At 64.6% G+C, this 17,419-nt stretch carries 12 protein-coding genes; 5 read left to right on the plus strand and 7 right to left on the minus strand.

The genetic code is table 11. The features are described from left to right. Positions 1-211: 211 nt before the first annotated feature. Complete coding sequence (locus tag G3N94_RS12125) at positions 212-781, plus strand: hypothetical protein (RefSeq protein WP_205792625.1); 570 nt, start codon at positions 212-214, stop codon at positions 779-781. Between the two features lie 36 nt (positions 782-817). On the opposite strand, the gene G3N94_RS12130 is transcribed toward G3N94_RS12125, so the two are convergent. From G3N94_RS12130 to G3N94_RS12150, 5 genes are all read right to left on the minus strand, one after another. Then, on the minus strand, positions 818-1,450 hold the full coding sequence (locus G3N94_RS12130) for a LysE family translocator (protein ID WP_205792626.1): 633 nt from the start codon (positions 1,448-1,450) through the stop codon (positions 818-820). 216 nt (positions 1,451-1,666) lie between these two features. Next, complete coding sequence (locus G3N94_RS12135; protein WP_205792627.1) at positions 1,667-1,999, minus strand: DUF2322 family protein; 333 nt, start codon at positions 1,997-1,999, stop codon at positions 1,667-1,669. A gap of 107 nt (positions 2,000-2,106) precedes the next feature. After that, a complete protein-coding gene (atsR, locus tag G3N94_RS12140; RefSeq protein WP_205792628.1) occupies positions 2,107-3,927 on the minus strand; it encodes a hybrid sensor histidine kinase/response regulator AtsR in 1,821 nt (606 codons plus the stop codon). Further along, positions 3,924-4,424, minus strand: a complete 501-nt coding sequence (locus G3N94_RS12145) for a molybdopterin-dependent oxidoreductase (protein ID WP_205792629.1) — start codon at positions 4,422-4,424, stop codon at positions 3,924-3,926. The genes atsR and G3N94_RS12145 overlap by 4 nt, the downstream gene beginning before the upstream one ends. Positions 4,425-4,458: 34 nt before the next feature. Continuing rightward, positions 4,459-5,346 (minus strand): helix-turn-helix domain-containing protein, encoded by an 888-nt coding sequence (locus tag G3N94_RS12150; RefSeq protein WP_205792630.1) that lies wholly within the window; start codon positions 5,344-5,346, stop codon positions 4,459-4,461. A 655-nt stretch (positions 5,347-6,001) separates the two neighbouring features. On the opposite strand from G3N94_RS12150, the gene G3N94_RS12155 reads away from it, so the two are divergent. The 4 genes from G3N94_RS12155 (at position 6,002) to G3N94_RS12170 (ending at position 13,628) form a co-directional block, all read left to right on the plus strand. Beyond that, positions 6,002-9,088 carry an ATP-binding protein gene (locus G3N94_RS12155; protein ID WP_205792631.1) on the plus strand — a complete coding sequence of 1,029 codons (3,087 nt, stop codon included), beginning with the start codon at positions 6,002-6,004 and terminating at the stop codon, positions 9,086-9,088. A gap of 119 nt (positions 9,089-9,207) precedes the next feature. After that, the gene (locus tag G3N94_RS12160) at positions 9,208-9,396 is read left to right on the plus strand and encodes a hypothetical protein (RefSeq protein ID WP_205792656.1); all 189 of its coding nucleotides are present in this window, start codon (positions 9,208-9,210) and stop codon (positions 9,394-9,396) included. 392 nt (positions 9,397-9,788) lie between these two features. Then, on the plus strand, positions 9,789-10,469 hold the full coding sequence (locus G3N94_RS12165) for a response regulator (protein ID WP_205792632.1): 681 nt from the start codon (positions 9,789-9,791) through the stop codon (positions 10,467-10,469). A 159-nt stretch (positions 10,470-10,628) separates the two neighbouring features. Beyond that, positions 10,629-13,628: an ATP-binding protein gene (locus tag G3N94_RS12170; RefSeq protein WP_205792633.1), complete on the plus strand. Its 3,000-nt coding sequence runs from the start codon at positions 10,629-10,631 to the stop codon at positions 13,626-13,628. A gap of 138 nt (positions 13,629-13,766) precedes the next feature. Here the strand turns inward: G3N94_RS12170 and G3N94_RS43185 are convergent, their stop codons facing one another. Together G3N94_RS43185 and G3N94_RS12180 are read right to left on the minus strand one after the other, a co-directional pair. Further along, a complete protein-coding gene (locus G3N94_RS43185) occupies positions 13,767-14,774 on the minus strand; it encodes a fimbrial protein (RefSeq protein WP_205792634.1) in 1,008 nt (335 codons plus the stop codon). Further along, a complete protein-coding gene (locus tag G3N94_RS12180) occupies positions 14,741-17,344 on the minus strand; it encodes a fimbria/pilus outer membrane usher protein (RefSeq protein ID WP_205792635.1) in 2,604 nt (867 codons plus the stop codon). Before G3N94_RS12180 ends, G3N94_RS43185 begins: the two co-directional genes overlap by 34 nt. Positions 17,345-17,419: the final 75 nt, after the last annotated feature.

The raw sequence follows: 17,419 nt of genomic DNA on the forward strand, positions 1-17,419 counted from the left end.
GCGGTGTCGCACGCCGCGACCGGAGATTGGACGAACGGTCACGGACTGGTGACAATCGAGCGGTATGTTGAACGCATGCGTGATGACTCGGCCACCCGTCTTGCAACTAACGGCCGAATCGCGCCGGCCCGCGCGAGTGCGCGAGGCGTCCGGCTGGCGCTCGCTCGAGTCGCGCATTCCGATTCCGTTTTGTTTCCCGTGCCGGGCGCCCATGCAAGCCATCGACAATCCGTGGAATTCGCTGGAAGTCTTCAAGCTCGCGATCGACATCCTGATGCCGCTGTCGGTGGCCGGCCTCGGCTGGTTCATCAGCCGCCGGCTGAAGCTGCTCGAACTCGTGCAATGGACCAACCAGAAGCTCATCGAGAAGCGTCTCGCGCTCTACGACACGGCCGCGCCGCTGCTCAACGAGCTGCTGTGCTTCTACACGTGGATCGGCCACTGGAAGGACATTTCGCCGGATGACGTGATCCGCGCGAAGCGCGAACTGGACCGGACCTTCCACATCTATCGCTACCTGTTCGACGATGACGTGTACGACGCGTATCACGCGTATATCCATGCGCTGTTCGAGATCCACACGGGCGCGGGCCAGGATGCGCGGATCCGTTCGCTGATCCAGGCGCCGAACGGCGACCGGACGCAGCACGGCACGTATGCATGGAACCCGGCGTGGAACGAGCGGTTTTCGAGCGCGAGCGTCGTGGATGCCGCCGACGTGCGCCGGCATTACACACGGCTGATGGAGCGGCTGCGGGTGTCGCTGGGCGCGGACCGGTGATGCCGGCGCGCTTGCGCGCGCCGATGCGCGGCGCGATCAGTTCCGGCCGGCGGCCGCGAGCCGCGCGGCGAGTCCCACGAACACCGAGCCAAGCAGGTATTGCGGCAGTTTCGACGGGCGCCGGCGTTCGCTGAACCGGCGGCTCAGCCGGCTTGCGGACAGGATCACCGCGCCGTTGACCACGAGGCCGATCGCGTTGAGCACCGTCGCGAGCACGAGGATCTGGATGGTGATCGACCCGGCTTCCGGCCGGACGAACTGCGGGAACAGCGCGAGCACGAACAGCGCCATCTTCGGATTGAGGAGATTGGTCGTCAGCCCCTGGCGAAAGATCGTCGCGGTCGAGCGGCGCCGGATCGACGCGTTCGGCGTGAGCGCGGTCGCATCCGACCGGAACGTTTTCCACGCGAGATAGAGCAGATAGGCCGCGCCGGCGAAACGCACGATGTCATAAGCGGTCGGCACGGCGACGAACAGCTGCGACAGGCCGAGCGCAGCGGCAAGTGCATGGCAGTAAGTGCCGGCCTGGATGCCGGCGAGCGTCGCGAACCCGGCGCGGCGGCCCTGGCTGACGCTGCGCGACGCGATCAGCAGCATGTCGGGGCCCGGCGTGGCGGTCAGCGCAAGACACGCGCCCGAGAACAGCGCGAGAGTGGAGACGTCGAGCATGCGATTTCTCCGCGCCGGTTCGGCGCAAAAGGGATCACAGTTTAGAAACCGGGCCCGGGCCGGTCAACCGTGATCGCGCGATGCGGTGCGGATCGCGGCGGCGTGCGAAGGTGCTGGCTGCAACGCCGGCTCATCGCTGCAGGCGGCGCAGCCCGATACGGCATGCGCTGCTGCACTTACGCACTTACACGCCAATATGCCTACGCACTTGCGCGCTCACGCGCGCGCGATCACGTCGATGCGCAGCGGCGCGCCGCCTGCCACGATCGCGAGCAGGTGGTCGACGTTCGGGTGAGCGCCCGGGCGGTTGCGCGCGTCGGCCGTGTGCTCGCCGAACACCGCGAGGCCGTGTTCGGCAGCCTTTGCGTCCAGCGTGCCGAAGGTCTGCTGCAGATAGTGGTAGACCGCGAGCGAACCCTGTTTGCCCGGCTTGTTCTCGATGCTCGCCACCACGTCGCCGTTGGCATTGACGAGGTCGATGCGCTCGATCCCGTCGATGGCCGGCAGTTGTGCGAGGTTGTCCTTGAATACGTTGCCCGGTTGAATCACTGAAACACTCCGTCTGGTCGGTAATTGGCGTGACGGGTCGTATCTTATCCGATCGGCCGTGGCGCGCCCGCCGCACGGGCGACGGAGCGGCGCCACGCGAAGCAGCGTTACCCAAGCAACCGATCCACGACCGTGCCGAGGTCCCGCAGGTGCACGGGTTTCGGCAGGAACGCGTCGAACACCTGCTGGTTTTCCTCGAGGGCTGCCGACTCGTACGCGCTGACGCCCAGGATCGCCGCCTGCCGCTCGCGGCCCGGCGGCAACGTGGCGCGGATCCGTTTCGCGACCTCGAACCCGCTCAGGTCCGGCAGTTCCAGATCGAGCAGCACGAGGTCGTAGCGGTGTCCGTTGAAGCGCGCGATGCCTTCGTTGCCCGTGCCGCACAGGTCGGCCGGAATCCCGAGCGCGGACAGCATCGAGCCGAGCGTCTCGCGCGCGTTGTCGTTGTCGTCGACGACGAGCGCGCGCCGCGCGCGCGGCGGCGCGGAACGCGGCAACGCGGGCGCGTCACCGGGCCGTTCGCCGCCGGCGGGCAGTTCGACCGGCAGCGTGACCGCGAATTCGCTGCCTTCGCCGACGACGCTGCGGACTTCGACGTGCCCACGCAGCGTCGTCACGATCTCCCGCACGACGGCGAGGCCCATGCCGATGCCGTCCACGTGCAGCCCCACCACATTGTTCGCGCGGTAGAACGGCTCGAAGACCTTCGACAGATTCGCTTTCGCGATGCCGACGCCGGTGTCGCGCACGACGATCGTCAGCTGATCGCCGGCGGGCGTGCCGGCGAGCGTCGCGGTAACGGCGATCGTGCCGCCGTTCGCGCCTCCATTCGTATACTTGACCGCGTTCTCGATCAGGTTCGACAGCACCTGCTGCAGCAGCTTGCGATCGGAGCACACCGCGAGCCCGGCCGGCTCGACCTGCTGCGTGATCTGGATACGCTTCGCGGCGATCCGCTCGCGAAATGGCTCCAGCACGTCGGCGACCAGCGCCGCGACGCCGACGACTTCCGATTCGGCGAGACGCTTCGTCGAGCGGAGCTTGATATAGTCGGTGAGCTCTTTCACCAGCGCTTCGAGCGACGACGCCGAGTTCTGCAGCCGCCTGATCGTCTTCAGGTTCGCATCGGACTGCGGCCGCGCGAGCAGGATCTCGATCGATCCGCAGATCGCCTGCAGCGGCGTGCGCAGCTCATGGCTCACCATGCCGAGAAACGCGTTCTTCGCCTCGATCATCTCGAACGCGCGATCCGACGCCTTCTTTTCGGCTTCGAGCGCCGCGTGCTGGCGCTCGAGCAGGTCGTCGCGCGTGCGCACCGTATAGAACAGCAGCAGGAACAGCGCACCGAGGATCACGCCGAGAATGCCGCCGAGAATCAGGATCGCGCGCTGCTTTTCCTTCAGCTGATGGAACGTGAAATCGCGCTGCGCCATTTCGATCGCGCGGAAATAGTTCGACAGGCCGTTCACCTTGGGCCAGAACGCGGCGACATCGGCGAGCACGCGCGCGGCATTGCCGGGCGTGTCGCGCAGCGGCGGCACGTCGCGCTTCAGGCGCGTCATGAATGCGCCGAGGGTCGCGATGTCGTCGCGCGCCTTCGGAATGCGCAGCCAGTACCTGGACACTTCGGACGGCCGCTGCAGGAAACCGAACGACACCGACAGGCTGTCGAGCTGCATCTGCAGGTGGTCGAAGTCGTCGTCCTGATGCGTCGCGTACAGGATCAGTTGCCGGTCGAAGCGGCTGTACGCGTTGCGGTATTGCGCAGCGGTCCAGAACACGCCTTCGCGCGGGCCTTCGAGCACGCCCTCGTTGACCGAGGTCGCGAGCAGGTCGTACAGCAGGAACGCCCACGCCGCGAATCCCAGGATCCACAGGGATCCGAGGACGATGATGATTTTTCTATTCTTCCATCGCTTGCCGTTCATTTCACCGTCAGACCGATGATCTGCCACGCGAACTTGGCCTCGCCGAGTGGCGTCTTCAGGTCGTCAGGGAACTGGTCGCGCGGATACATGATCCACAGCGGGCCGTAATTGTCGTTGCCGAGCACCTGGCCGTTCATCTTGCGCGCGAGGATCACGCCGTACTTGTCGGCGTCGGACACCGGAATCGTGAACGTGTATTCGTCGATGCAGCGGAATTCGATCTGCGTGCCCTGCGCGCCGACCACCTTCAGCACGTCGCTCAGGCGCGGGCCGCTGAAGGTCGCTTGCGGCGTCCAGCTCGTGGACGTGGTGATCGCGTGTTGCGGCAGCGCCATCAGCTCCTGCTCGGAAAACACGTACTGGGTCTTGCCGGGCTGGTTCGACTTCGCGATCCGGCCGTCGACGGTGAACGTAAACGATGCGGCCCAGCAGGCGGCGGCCGCACCCAGCAGGCTGGCGACCAGCAGGGTTTTCAGCCAGAACGTCGAAATTCGCATGTGTTTTCCTTGCGTGTTGTCGTGGGGCGGCGGTTCAGCCGGTGCTGCCGATGCTGTTGTTGAGCGGCTGCGCGACCTTCAGCTCGCGCGCCACTTCGGCGTACAGGATCGGCAAGCGAACCGGTTTTTCTTCGCAGCGCGCATTGTAGTGCGACACGACATGCGCGATTTCGTCCTCGCTCGCTTCGCCGGTCGAGATCTTGCCCGTCAGCAGGAAGATCGGCGCGTCGCCGTTTTCGCTGGACCGGATGCCGCGCACGAGATCCGCGGCCGTCTGGTCGCCGAGCATCCAGTCGAGGATGTAACCGTCGAAATCCTCGGTGGCGAGCGCGTTCCGGAACGAATCGCAGTCGAAAAACGGAATCGCGTTCACGCCCTTCTCGACGAAGTACTCGCAGATCGTTTCGGCGACGTCCGCCGAATCGTCGACCACGGCGATCCGTGCGACGTACGCGCTCTGCTGCGTGGAACGCAGCTCGATCAGGTCGACCGGATAGGTGCGGCCTTCCTGTGCGTACTGACGCTCGGTGACGATCCACTCGCCTTGCGACTGCACCGCGACGAAGTCCGAATCAGGCCGGCTGCTGGCCTTCGCCGCGATCGCGGCGCGGCAGCGCAAGCGCCGCGATTCGATCACGAGCGTCGCGTCGACCATCTCCGTGGCGGGCGCGCTCGCCTGTGCGCCGCGGTCGTCGAGCAGGATCGCGGGCGGCACGCCGAAGTGCGTCGCGATGTCCTGCAACTGCGACAGGTTCCACGGGATCAGCCCTTTCATCTTGCGCGTGACGACGGAAAAGCTGAGGCCGAGCACGTTCGCGATCGTCGTGTTGTGACTGCGTGGCGGGATGCCGTTCCGGGTCAGGAGGTCGCGCACCTTGGTGGCGGTGATGAGGTCGGCGCTGGCCTGCTCGATGTTGGGCATCTCGTTGGATCTCCGGTGATTTGCGCGTGGAAGCATAGCAAAAGTGACGCACCACGCAAGTTTTATTCAAGAGAATTGGCTTGACATGTCAATTTTCTCCGCTATTATTGCTCCCCGCGTCACTATTGTTTATCGCGTCATGTTTGGCGACCGCTGCTATCAGACAGTCGGCGCCTGCAAATGCGGCGCGGTGTGACAAAACGATTCAAAGCGGGAACCTGAGAGAGCCTTGGAACGCGTGTCGGCGCGGGCGGAGTTGCATCCGCCTGTTCGCCGCACGCGCGACCGGGTGCGAGTTCACTGGCAACATGGTTCGTATCTGCGACGATACGGGCTTTTCTTGTCGGCACAAAAAATCAGGTGTCCTACCAAATTGACGGCAACGCGCGACCGATGCGCGCTTGCACCGAACGCAGTGCTTCCGGCACCAGTCCGGCGTCCTCGATGGCCCGTTTTTACCCCAAGAATTTCGTTCAAGTTCAATAATCAGTCTCAACCCTATCTGACAAGTACTAAACCGGGGGTAGACGACTGATTTCCGACGGTCCGTTTGGCATGATCGTGGGATCCCTTTTCCCAAGAGTCGCCACCGTGAAGGGTGCCCCGGCCGGAAACCCGTGCGGTTTTCGCGTTCGGTGCGCCGTCGTCGTGCGTCATGCGTTACAGCCCGCTTCAATCCATCCGTCGCTATCAGAGCATTTCGATGTTCGGCGGCGGAATCGTCGTGACGGTCCTGATCCTGATCGCCTGCGGGCTCGGGATGTCGTCGATCGTCTACGGGCACCTCGAGGCCGAGCGGCGCAATTTCCTGAACGGCAAGGAGGAGACGCTCGACGAGCTCACGGTGAGCGAGACGTCGTTCCGCAACGGCGTGACCAATACGCAATTGATCTGGCGCGAGATTGGGCGGGCGCCGCACAGCGTCGTCGATCGCTTCTTCGACAACGACGAGCGGATCGTGATCAAACCGTATCCGTCGCTCGTCGTGGGCGTGCCGGGGCAGACCGGCAACCGCGCCGAGGTGGCGCGCTATCTCGAGTTGTCGGTGCTGCTGTCGCGCATCGCCGCGGCGAGTTCGATCAATCGCGGCCGCTTGCTCGAGGGCTACCACTACAGCACCCGCGCCGGCATGTTCGGCCTCGTGCCGACCCTCGACGACGGCTGGCCGGCGCTGGCGACGCCCGAGCGGCGGGCGCGCGTGCTGGATGCGCTGCGGATCGACTTTGGCGACGCGCCACCCCCTGGCCCCGGCGAGCGGCCCCGCGTGCGGTGGCTGCCGCCATACGACGGCCCCGTCACGGGGCAGTCCCGCATCCGGATTGCCGCGCAGGCCTACTCGGACGGCGAACCGTTCGCGGTCCTCGTGACCGAGTACGCGCCGGATTTCCTGCTGTCGTGGCTGTCCGAGCCGCGGTCGTCGGACGGGGTCTTCTTCATTACCACCGACGCCAACCGGCTCGTGACGATGGATCCGCGCGCCGCGACCGATCATGAGTTGAGCGGACGCCTGCTGGGGCTGGACGTGTCGCATGATCTGACGAAGCCCGATGACGCCGTGTTTCGCGACGGCTACGTGGTGTTTCGCGACAGGCTCGATTCGACCGGCTGGATCCTCGCGTATGCGATCTCGTGGAAGGACATCGCGGCGGGCGTCGCGTGGCGCACCGGCACGCTCGCCGCAGCGACGCTGCTGACGCTGGCGGTCATGTGGACGCTGCTGGTGCGGTTCTACCGGCACACGCTGGTGTCCGTCTATGCGCGCTCGCAGCGCGTGTTCGACAGCGAGGAACTGTGCCGCAGCGTGATCGAGACAGCGCCGATCGGGCTCGGGCTGATCTCGCGCCCCGACGGGCATTTCATGCTCGTCAGTCCGGCGCTCACTGAGATGATCGCGCGGCTCGGCAGCGACTACCGCTCGCTGTCCACGCAAGTCATCGCGAAATATCAGGCGCTGCTCGCGAGCGGCGCGTCCGATGGCACGCTGCGTGCCGACTTCGTGCTGGCCGGCGCTGGTGCCGGCGTTGGCGCCGGTGTTGGCAATGCGCCGCTGCGTTTCGAAGTGAGCGCGAGCGGCGCGCGCTACCAGGAAAACGACGTGCTGATCGTCGCAGTCGTCGACGTGACCGCCGAGCGGCAACTGGTGCAGAAGCTCGAAGAGGCCGTGCGCGCGGCGGATTCGGCGAATGCGGCGAAGTCGACGTTCCTGGCCGCGATGAGCCACGAGATCCGCACGCCGCTCAATGTCATTCTCGGCAATCTCGAACTGCTCGACCGCTCCGCGCTCGACGCGTCGCAGCGCACCCGGGTGCAGACGCTGCACACGTCCGCGACGAGCCTGCTCGCGCTCGTCAACGATCTGCTCGATTTCTCGAAGATCGAGGCCGACGCGATGTCGGTCGAGTCGACCGAATTCGACGTGGTCGCGGTGATCGCGCGCGAACTCGGCGCATTCGCGCCGATCGCGAAAGCGAAAGGGCTGCCGTTGTTTTGCGAAATCGGCACGAACGACACGCAGCGGATGCGCGGCGATTCGCGGCGGCTCGCGCAGGTATTCGGCAACCTGCTGAACAACGCGATCAAGTTCACGAGCACCGGACGCATCACCGCGCGGGTCTCGACCGTGCGGACCCGGCGTGGCGGCACCGATATCGTGATCGAGGTCGAGGATACGGGCATCGGCATTGCCGACGCGTCCCGGCACAAGCTGTTCCGGCCGTTTTCGCAAGTCGATGCGTCGATCACGCGCGAATATGGCGGCACGGGGCTCGGGCTCGCGCTGTGCGACCGGCTCGTGAAGGCGATGGGCGGATGGATCTCGGTCACGAGCACGCCGGGCGCCGGCAGCTGCTTCACCGTGCGCCTGCCGCTCGGCATGCAGGCCGCGCCGCTCGACCATCACAGCGCATTCGACCAGCGCGGGCTGCTGCTGATCGCCGCGCAGGCCGAATGGCGGAACTTCGCGCTGCCGCATTTGCGCGCATGGGGGTTCGACGTCGACGTGCACGAGCGCCCGACGCGCACGCCGGCCGGATGCTATGCGCAGGCATCCGTGATCGTGCTGTTCGGCGACTCCGACGCGTGGCCGCGCGAGGAGCTCGACAGCCTGGGCGGCCGCGCGCCGATCGTGTTCGCGACGCCGGACGGGCCGCTACTGCCTGACGTGTCGGGCCGGACGATTCGCGTATCCGCGTATTCGCTTGGCGGCTTGCGCACCGCGTTGACGCAGGCACTGACGGACCTCGCGGTCCTTGCAGCCCCCGCCGGCGGGCGGCTGCGGGCCGAACGGCCATCCCTGGCGGGCCGGCACCGCCCGCTGCGCGTGCTGCTGGCCGACGACGATACCGTCAACGGCTCGATTTTCCGCGAGCAGCTCGACGTGCTGGGTTGCACGGTCCGCGTCGCCGCGCTCGCGAAAAACGTGCTTGACGCGCTGGCTGCCGACGCATGGGACGTGCTGCTGCTGGGCGCCGACCTGCCGGACATGGACGCGTGCGCACTGGCCGAGGCAGTCCACGCTCTCGGGCTGACGTGCGACGTGGTGGTCGTGACCTCGCATCTCACGCCGGACGAGGCGCGTCGATACGCGGCGGCGGCGGTCGAAAAGGTACTGACCAAGCCGGTGACGCTCGCGCATTTGCGCGGCGTGCTGGCGCGCGTGGCGCGGCGGCGCGGCGCGCACGTAATGGAAGAGGGGGCAAGAGATCGGCACGTGGCGCACGCTGCTCATGGCGGCATCGCATGACGCGCAGCAGGCGCTCGCGGGTTGCGGGACGACATGTCCGATGAATGGAAGGCAGCGTGCCGGTGCGCTTCGCATGCGGCACGCATTTTTTAAGAGAGGAGGGCAGGGCCGTGCGCCATATGGTGAAAGTCTTTGCACTGCTGCTCGGTTTCGCGGCGCTTTCCGAGAAATCCAAAAAGGATTTTCTCCTGAAGATGAACGAATTCATGATGATGTCGCCCCTACAGAAGCGGCGCGCCATCACCGAGTGGAAGCAGGTGGCAGGCGGAGACGACGACGGGCCGGGCGACGACGCGATCCGGCAGTGATGCGGCGCGGCACGATCGATGCGACCTGCGCGGCGACGCGACAGCGCATCGGTGAGGGTCGCGATTCCGTGGGAACGGATCGATCGTGTCGTGCTGCCGCAAAGCCGTCACGACGCGAGGCAGGGGCATGAACGCGCGGCGGCGCATTCATGGGGGCGTGCCGTGCCCGAGGCTAGACAGGGTGGCAGGCGGCGCCGATTCCGGGTTCGCCCGGGCGTTCCCGCCGCTCCGCATGGTATCGCCAGCACCATTTATCTTAAAATCATGGCGCGCAGACTCATCCGATGCGCGGAACGCGGTGGCTTGTCGACGTGGTGTCACGCGATTCGCTTGAATTCCGGCGATTCCGGCAATCGGGCGCATGATCGAAGGCCTCGGGAAGAACAGATACCATGGATGAATTCTTTGTACGTGTGATGGTGGCAGACGATCATCCTGCATCGGCGCTCGGGATGTCGCAGGCGCTATCCGGCAGCAGTACCGTCAAGCTGGTCGGCACGGTGTCCAATTCGACCGACCTGGTGGCTGCGCTCGACGAGAGCCCGAGCGACGTTCTCGTGTTGGACTATGTGATGCCGGGCGGCAAGTATGGCGACGGGCTGTCGCTGCTGTCGTTCCTGCAGCGCCGCTACCCGGCGCTGCATCTGGTGACGATCACGATGATCGACAATCCGAACGTGCTGCATGCGATCCGGAGACAGGGTGTCGGTTGCATCCTGAGCAAGTCGGACGCGATTTCCCATCTCGTTGGTGCGGTGCACGCCGCTTACGTGGGCGCCAATTATCTGTCGCCATTCGTCAAGAAGCTGATCGACGATACGGAGGCGACTCAGGCGGCGCGGGTGCTGACCGCGCGCGAGATCGAGGTGGTCCGGCTGTATTGCGCCGGCTATACAGTCGGCGAGATTGCCACGCAGTTGCATCGCAGCAAGCAGACGATCAGCTCGCAAAAATCGAGCGCGATGAAGAAACTCGGCATCGTCCGCGATGTCGACCTGATCCGCTATGCCGACGAAGGCAGTTTCGCGGATGTGCCTGGGGAAAGCCAGCCGCCAGAAAAGCCAGCCGCCTGAACGCGATGCGTGACCGTCATCCGACGCGCGCCACCGGGCGCACCGCGACGCGGCCTCACTCCGGCATGAGCGGCAACGCCGCCGGCACGCGCGGCCGGTGATGCACCCGGCAGTCCGCAACCGATGCTTCGCTGCCTTCGGGTGACGACAACGACACCTATGCCAGCAAAACTGAAACGACTCGTCGCGCCGGGGGGCGCGGCGGGCAGCAAGCCATTCGAACCGGGCCGGATTCGGCGCTACCAGCAGACGCTGCTGTACGGCGGCGGCGCGGCGATCACGGCGTTCATCCTCGTGTGCGCGGCGCTCGTCGTGCGGCTTGAAGTGCAGGACTATTTCGCGCAGGCGCGTTCGACGTTCATTCAGCGCGAGGCGCAGTTTTACGCGAACCTGCAGGCGACGGATGCGATCCTGATGGCCTACGGGAACAGCACGGAGCAACTCTGGAACCGGCGCGTGCAGGCATCGCCCGAGGTGCTCCGCAAATTCTCGGACGGACACGGCAAGCTGATCGTGACCAATGCCGTCGGCACGGCGTCCTTCATTGCGTTGGGCGAGATCGCGGCGGATCGTCCCGCCGCGTCATATGCCCGGTATCTCGGCGTGGTGCTGGATCAAATCGATCTCAACGAGCGGAAACAGCCTCCGGCCGATGGCGAGCCGCGTGGCGGCTATCTGGTCGGGCTGGACGGCCGGTTTTTGGGCGTAGTGGGGCTGGGGCTGGCCACGCGTGCGCGTTCGCTTCAGGCTGACAACGGCCTGGAAGCGCTGATTGCCGAGTTGACGCCGAAAGGGGGCGCCACGACGCGGAAATCGAAGGACCAGAACCGCGAGTACTCGCTCGACCGTCACTTCGATCCGGTGGTCGGGCGAACCGTCCTGAGATTCGCGCGACGTCTGGACGACGCGGCCGGCCGGCCGTTCGGCTGGTTCGTGTTCAATGGCCCGTTCTATATAGACGACATCATGGCGCCGCGATCGAGCGACGAGGACACGGCGCTCGTCAATGCAAGCGGGCGCATCGTTTTCGGCCGGCAGCGCGACCCGGCGATGATCGAGCGTGCGTTAAGCCATGTGGGGCCCTCGTTCGGCGAACGCGTGGTCGCGCGCCGGAGCGGCGCGAATTTCATCATCAGCGACCGCGTGCCCGATTCCGGGCTGGTCATGATGACGACCTTCTCGTGGCGCAGCGTGGTGAAGGCTACGGCCACCCGCGTGGGCATCACCGTCGGGACCGCGCTGTTCGCGATCGCGCTGATGTGGTTCTCGATCGTCGTGTTCGACCGGCGTGCGCTGCGGCCGGCGAACCGGCGCGCGATCCGCCTGATCGAGAGCGAGGCGCTGAACCGGACACTGATCCGCACCGCTCCCGCAGGACTCCTGCTGCTGTCGGTGGCCGACGGCGAGACGGTCGTGAGCAATGACGCCGCGCTCGCCTATGACGATGCGGCCTCTGGCCCGCCGCTCGGCAAGCGGATCTGGCAGGCCTATAGCGAGCGTCAAGGCAGCAGCCAGCAACGCGTGGTCATGCAGCACGAACTGGCTGTCGACCGCCCGGACCAGGAGACGACCTATCTCGCGGCGAGCATCGTCCGAACCCGGTTCCGCGGCGTCGACGTGCTGCTCTGCACGTTGACCGACATCACCGCGCGCAAGGCGACGGAAGACAGGCTGCGTGACGCGCGCGCGGCGGCCGAGGATGCGAACAAGGCCAAGTCGACGTTCCTCGCGACGATGAGCCACGAGATCCGCACGCCGCTGAACGCGATCGTCGGCAACCTGGAATTGATGGAGCGCGCGCAGTTGCCGTCGCAGGAGCGGCGGCGCCTGAGGACGATCGTGTCGTCGTCGGACGCGCTGCTGCGCGTGATCAACGACGTGCTCGACCTGTCGAAGGCGGAATCGAACCAGATGACGCTGGAAAGCGTGCCGTTCGACGTGCGGCGCCTGCTGCAGGACGTCGCGGCGATTTTCCGGCCGCTCGCCGATGCGAAGGGGCTGACGCTCGCGTGTTGTATCGCGGCGGAACTGGCCGACGGATACATGGGCGACCCGACGCGGCTGCGCCAGCTCGTGTCGAACCTGGTCAGCAATGCGATCAAGTTCACGGAGCGTGGCGGCGTGACGATCGAAGCGCGGCCGGTGCGCAACGGTGCGGGTGCGCACGGCTTCGAATTGCGCGTCGTCGATACCGGCATCGGCATTCCCGCCGACAGCATGTCGTCGTTGTTCGACGTCTATATCCAGGCCGACGCATCGACCTATCGGCGCTTCGGTGGAACTGGCCTCGGGCTGCCGTTGTGCCGCCACATCGTCGCGCTGATGCACGGCGAGCTGGCCGTCGACAGCCGCGTCGGCGCAGGCACGACGTTCACGGCGGCGCTGCCGCTGGCGGAGGCGCCGCTCGAATGGCGGGAGGACGTGCACGACGAGGACGTGGCGGCCGACATCGAAGCCGATGCGGCTGCGGACGATGACGAGCCGCTGCGCGTGCTCGTCGCCGAGGACCACCCTGCAAGCCGCGCGCTGCTGCGCGACCAGCTCGATGCGCTGCGCTACGACGCGACGATCGTCGCGAATGGTGTCGAGGCGATGCGGGCATTTTTCGAGCACCCGTTCGATGTCGTGCTGACCGACCTCGGCATGCCCGAGCTCGACGGCTATGCGCTCGCGAATTTCCTGCGCGAGCAGGGGGCGCGCGTGCCAGTCATTGCGATGACCGCGCATGCGACCGAGGAAGATTACCGGCGTTGCGAGCAGGCCGGCGCGGCGGAAGTCGTGCTCAAGCCGCTGTCGATTACGGCGCTCGATGCCGTGCTGAGGCGGCATGCGGCGCGTGGTGTGGCGACCAAGGCGGCTTCGGTGAATCATCGCAACACGCCCGTTATGTCGGACGAAATCCGCGATACGTTGCGCGCCGCGACAGAGTGCTCACTGGTCGTGATCGGGGACGCGCTGTCACGTGGTGACACCGATTCGATCAAGATCGAGCTTCATTCGATGCGCGGCGGGTTTGCGTTGGCGAGTGACGCGGCGGCGCGCGATGCTTGCGCGGAGATGGAAAGGGCCGCGAGCGTCGGCGGGTTGGGCGCGTTGAACGATCGTTGGCCGGATTTCCAGCGCGCCATCGCGCGCGCGCTGGATCGGCTTCGACATTGATTTTTCCGGTTCCGGAGCTTGATGTCGTTCGGTGTTATGACTCACCGAACGACAGTGTTGTCCGGTTGTCTCCGGCACCGGATTCGCACTTGCCTGATATCGCGATCGCGTTTCGAAATCCTGAATCAGCCTGGCAGTTTAGTGGTAGGTGAAATTCACCTGCGCTCTGCTGTTCACGGTGCCCGCCTTCACCGCGGCGCCGGTGGCGACATATTCCGCAAACAGATTCAGCGACGCCTGCTCGTTTTCGAGGAGTGAACCTCGAACATTATTGGTGCCGTTTGCGCCGATCAATTCCCCATCGGACGTCGAACCGATATTGATCGCCACGCCGGTGGCCGTCCCAGTATTGGCAAAAGCAATTGGCCGGTTAGCATCCGGCGACCCGGTCATTTCGAAAATCACGAAACCCGCGCCTCCTGTTGCGCAATGCGTGAGACTCAGCGTGAAAGGTGTCCGGCCGGCGGTTTGGCCGGCGGACGAGAGCTGCGAGCTCCGCATCTCGGGCAAGGTCACCACTCGGCTCAGATTGCCCGTGTTCTGCGAGCAAGTCGACGTGCGAACGGTGAATGCTCCCGATAAGGTCTGGCGGAACGATTTTATGGATACGGCTTCACCCCCGATCTGAAGATAGTTTTCCCTATTCGGACCATATCCATGCCCACTGATAGGCGTGGACGAAGACCGCACAAGAGCCAATGAATAGGTTAGCGTAATTGTCATTTGAGAATTTGCGCTCATCGTATATCCGGTCGGAATGGTTTGACTAGCTCCATGGTAGAGTTTTCCATTAAATCTTAATGCGGACAGCACATTGATAGAGGAGTTGCCATTGCCAATTTCATAAAAATATATCGGTTCGGCTTTATTGTTTGTGTTGCTGCAATTGAGTGTGCGAGTAATTTGGTTGGATTCCCATAGTACATCCATAAACTCCTTGCCCTGCGGAATGGTTTGGCGTGTCGTTTGGTAGTCGGCCGTGTACAGTCCGGTGCTGGCATCCACGCACGACACACTCGCGTATGCTTGATTGGAAAAAACGAAACATAAAAATAACAGTTTCAACAATCTGGTCATTTTATTACCCGTCTGTTTATAGCGCTGCCGCACCATTACTTGTTTGCCATCGATGCGGTTGGTACGCACATCCCCGTTATCTGCTCGAACCCGGCGGACTTGCCTCGACCCTTTCGAACCGGCAGGTCGTAACGGATTCGGCAAGTCGACCGAGCGTCTTCACCCCACTTGACGGTGAGCTCGCCCTGCTCCTGGAGCCCACGGGCGAAGATCTTGCTCGCTTGCGCAACGACGCCCAGATCTTTCCCGGTCTCGTCGACGACCGCCGCACCGAAGGGCAACGGCGTGCCATCGGCGAGACGCGCCTGGATCACGGCCGAGCGCCCGGTGACCGTGCCGAATTTGAGCAGCGGAATCGCGCCTGCCCGCGGCGCGATCTGCTGACTGGTCTCCAGCAACTCGACGTCGGTCGACAGTCCCTTCGGATCGAGATCGATCCGATTCAGGCTGTAGGGCGTCAGGAAGGGCACGATCGCATAGCCGCGTCCGTCGACCCGCACACCCGATGCATTCGTGACGCGCGCGTCCGTGGCGCCCGGCGCCTCGACGATGCCGAAGGTGTCGGACACGGGCTGCGAGAGGGTCAGCCCTCCGGGGTGGGCCACGAGCGCGCCGCGAATGCCGATGGATCCTTGCTGATAATCGGTGCCCGCACCGGCGCTCGCGTTGACTTCCGCCCGTGAGCCGCGATACGTGACGCTCGCGCTGCCGTCGGCACTCGTGCTTCCCGAGCCACTCGAATGATTCGCGGTCAGGCTGTACGACAGGTTGTTGTCGACGCCCGTCGAACCGTAAAGCGATGACTGAACCTGCGTTTGGCCGTTCGTGTCGTGCGTCACGTTGCCGGACACGACCCATGAATTCGTCTTGCCGAGCGGAATCGTCACGCTTGCGTAGTAGAGCGTGCTCGCCTGGCCGCCAAAAGTGCGCTGGCGCGTCGCTTGAACGCTGTACGAGATATTCCGGAACGCGTTGTTATAGCCGACCGAATAACTGACATCGGAACCGGAGCGATTCCAGTAGTCGGACGCCGACGCCGTCACGTTCAATTGACCGCGCCGCTCGCCGAGATTCTGGTTGAGCGTCAGCGACGCACGATTTCGCTGGCGCCAGACGAGGTCGATCGTGCCTCGCTCACGCGCGGTTTCGCGCGCGAGCATCGCGTCGTTCAGTCCGAAGTAGCCGCTCGTCGAGTAGCGGTACGCTGCGAGCGCCAGATTGGTGCCTGTCTGCTCAAGCGATTTCGAATAGCTGATCCGCATGCTCGAGCCGGTGAAGCGCTTTGAGCCGGGGATGACGGTCGCCGCTTGAGTGACGTCGACGCCGACCGCGCCCAGCGCAGTATTGAGCGCCGCGCCCAGCATGACGGCGCCATATCCTTCGGCGATGGTGACGCCGCCGTAGCCCGTCACCATGTTCGTCAGGCCGCGCTGCCATGTCGCCTGCGTGAACAGCGGATTGCTGGAGCTCTGCTGGTTGCGCACGGTACCGGCCACAAAGCTGTAGCGATTGAGGCCGGGGCGCAACGACAACGGCACTGCCGCATAGGGGATCGAGAACGTGTGCACGGACCCGTCGGCTTCCGTGACCGACACCATCAGATCGCCGCCATATCCGGTCGGGTAAAGATCGTCGATCTCGAATGCACCGGGCGATACGGTGGTCTCGTGAATCAGCACGCCGTTCTGCCGGATCGACACCTTTGCATTGCTGTTCGCGACGCCGCGTACGACGGGCGCGTAGCCTCGCAGCGATTCCGGCAGCATCCGGTCGTCCGTGGAGAGGCGCACACCGCGAAACTGCGTCGAATCGAACAGTTCGCCCGTCGTGTGGGTTTCGCCGATCACGAGTTGCGACGACAGCGAAGGGATGTCCCGCGCGACATAAGTCGAGATGTTCTGGTAACGGCTGCCCTTTTTCGAATCCCACGTGTATGAGCCGTTATGACGAAAATGCCAGTTTCCCGCGTTGAAGCCCGCATTCAGGCCGACGTACGCATTCGTGTCTGCATTGCCGCCCTGAACTTTCGACGTGTACAGATTCGCGTTGTAACCCAGCATTCCGGCTGTGACGCCGGACGTCCACTGGTCCGGGCTGACATAGCCGCGCGCCGCGCGTTTCATCGACGCCTGCGGAATGCTCAGCGTCAGTCGCTGCTCGGAAAAATCGAAGCCCGCGCTTGCTTCCGGTACGAGCTGACCGATCCGGAAGCACGCTTTTTCCAGCGTGATCTGCTTGGTCAGTTCAGGCGCGAGCTTGCCGAGGTCCAGCCCGATCCGGCGCAACAGCGACTCGTCGAAGCAAGGTTGAGCGTCGCGGGTACCGGGTGCTGCGTTGAACGGGACGTCCAGACGCCCGATCCAGGCGTCGCCAACGTAGAGATCGACGTTATAGACGCCAGGGTTGACGATATTGCCGCGCTCGAAGCGCGACAGATCCACGCGGCTCGATTTGCCATTGTCGAGAAACCCGTTGTCAAACTCGACCTGCGCGAATTGCGCTTGTGCGACCTGCGTCGCGGTAGTGGCCTCCGCATGAACGATGCCTTGCCATGACGCGAGACTCGACAGTACAAACGCGCTCAGTGGCTTGAGGCGCGGTGTCGTACCCGAGGCATCTGATTGATTGTGAAAAACCATGCGGAGCTTTCTCAAATTGATATGGATACCGAAATGGTTGACAGTGCGAGTCGGCCGGATGGCAAGCTCGTGACA

Source organism: Burkholderia sp. Ac-20353, from assembly GCF_017104785.1.
Lineage (GTDB): Bacteria > Pseudomonadota > Gammaproteobacteria > Burkholderiales > Burkholderiaceae > Burkholderia.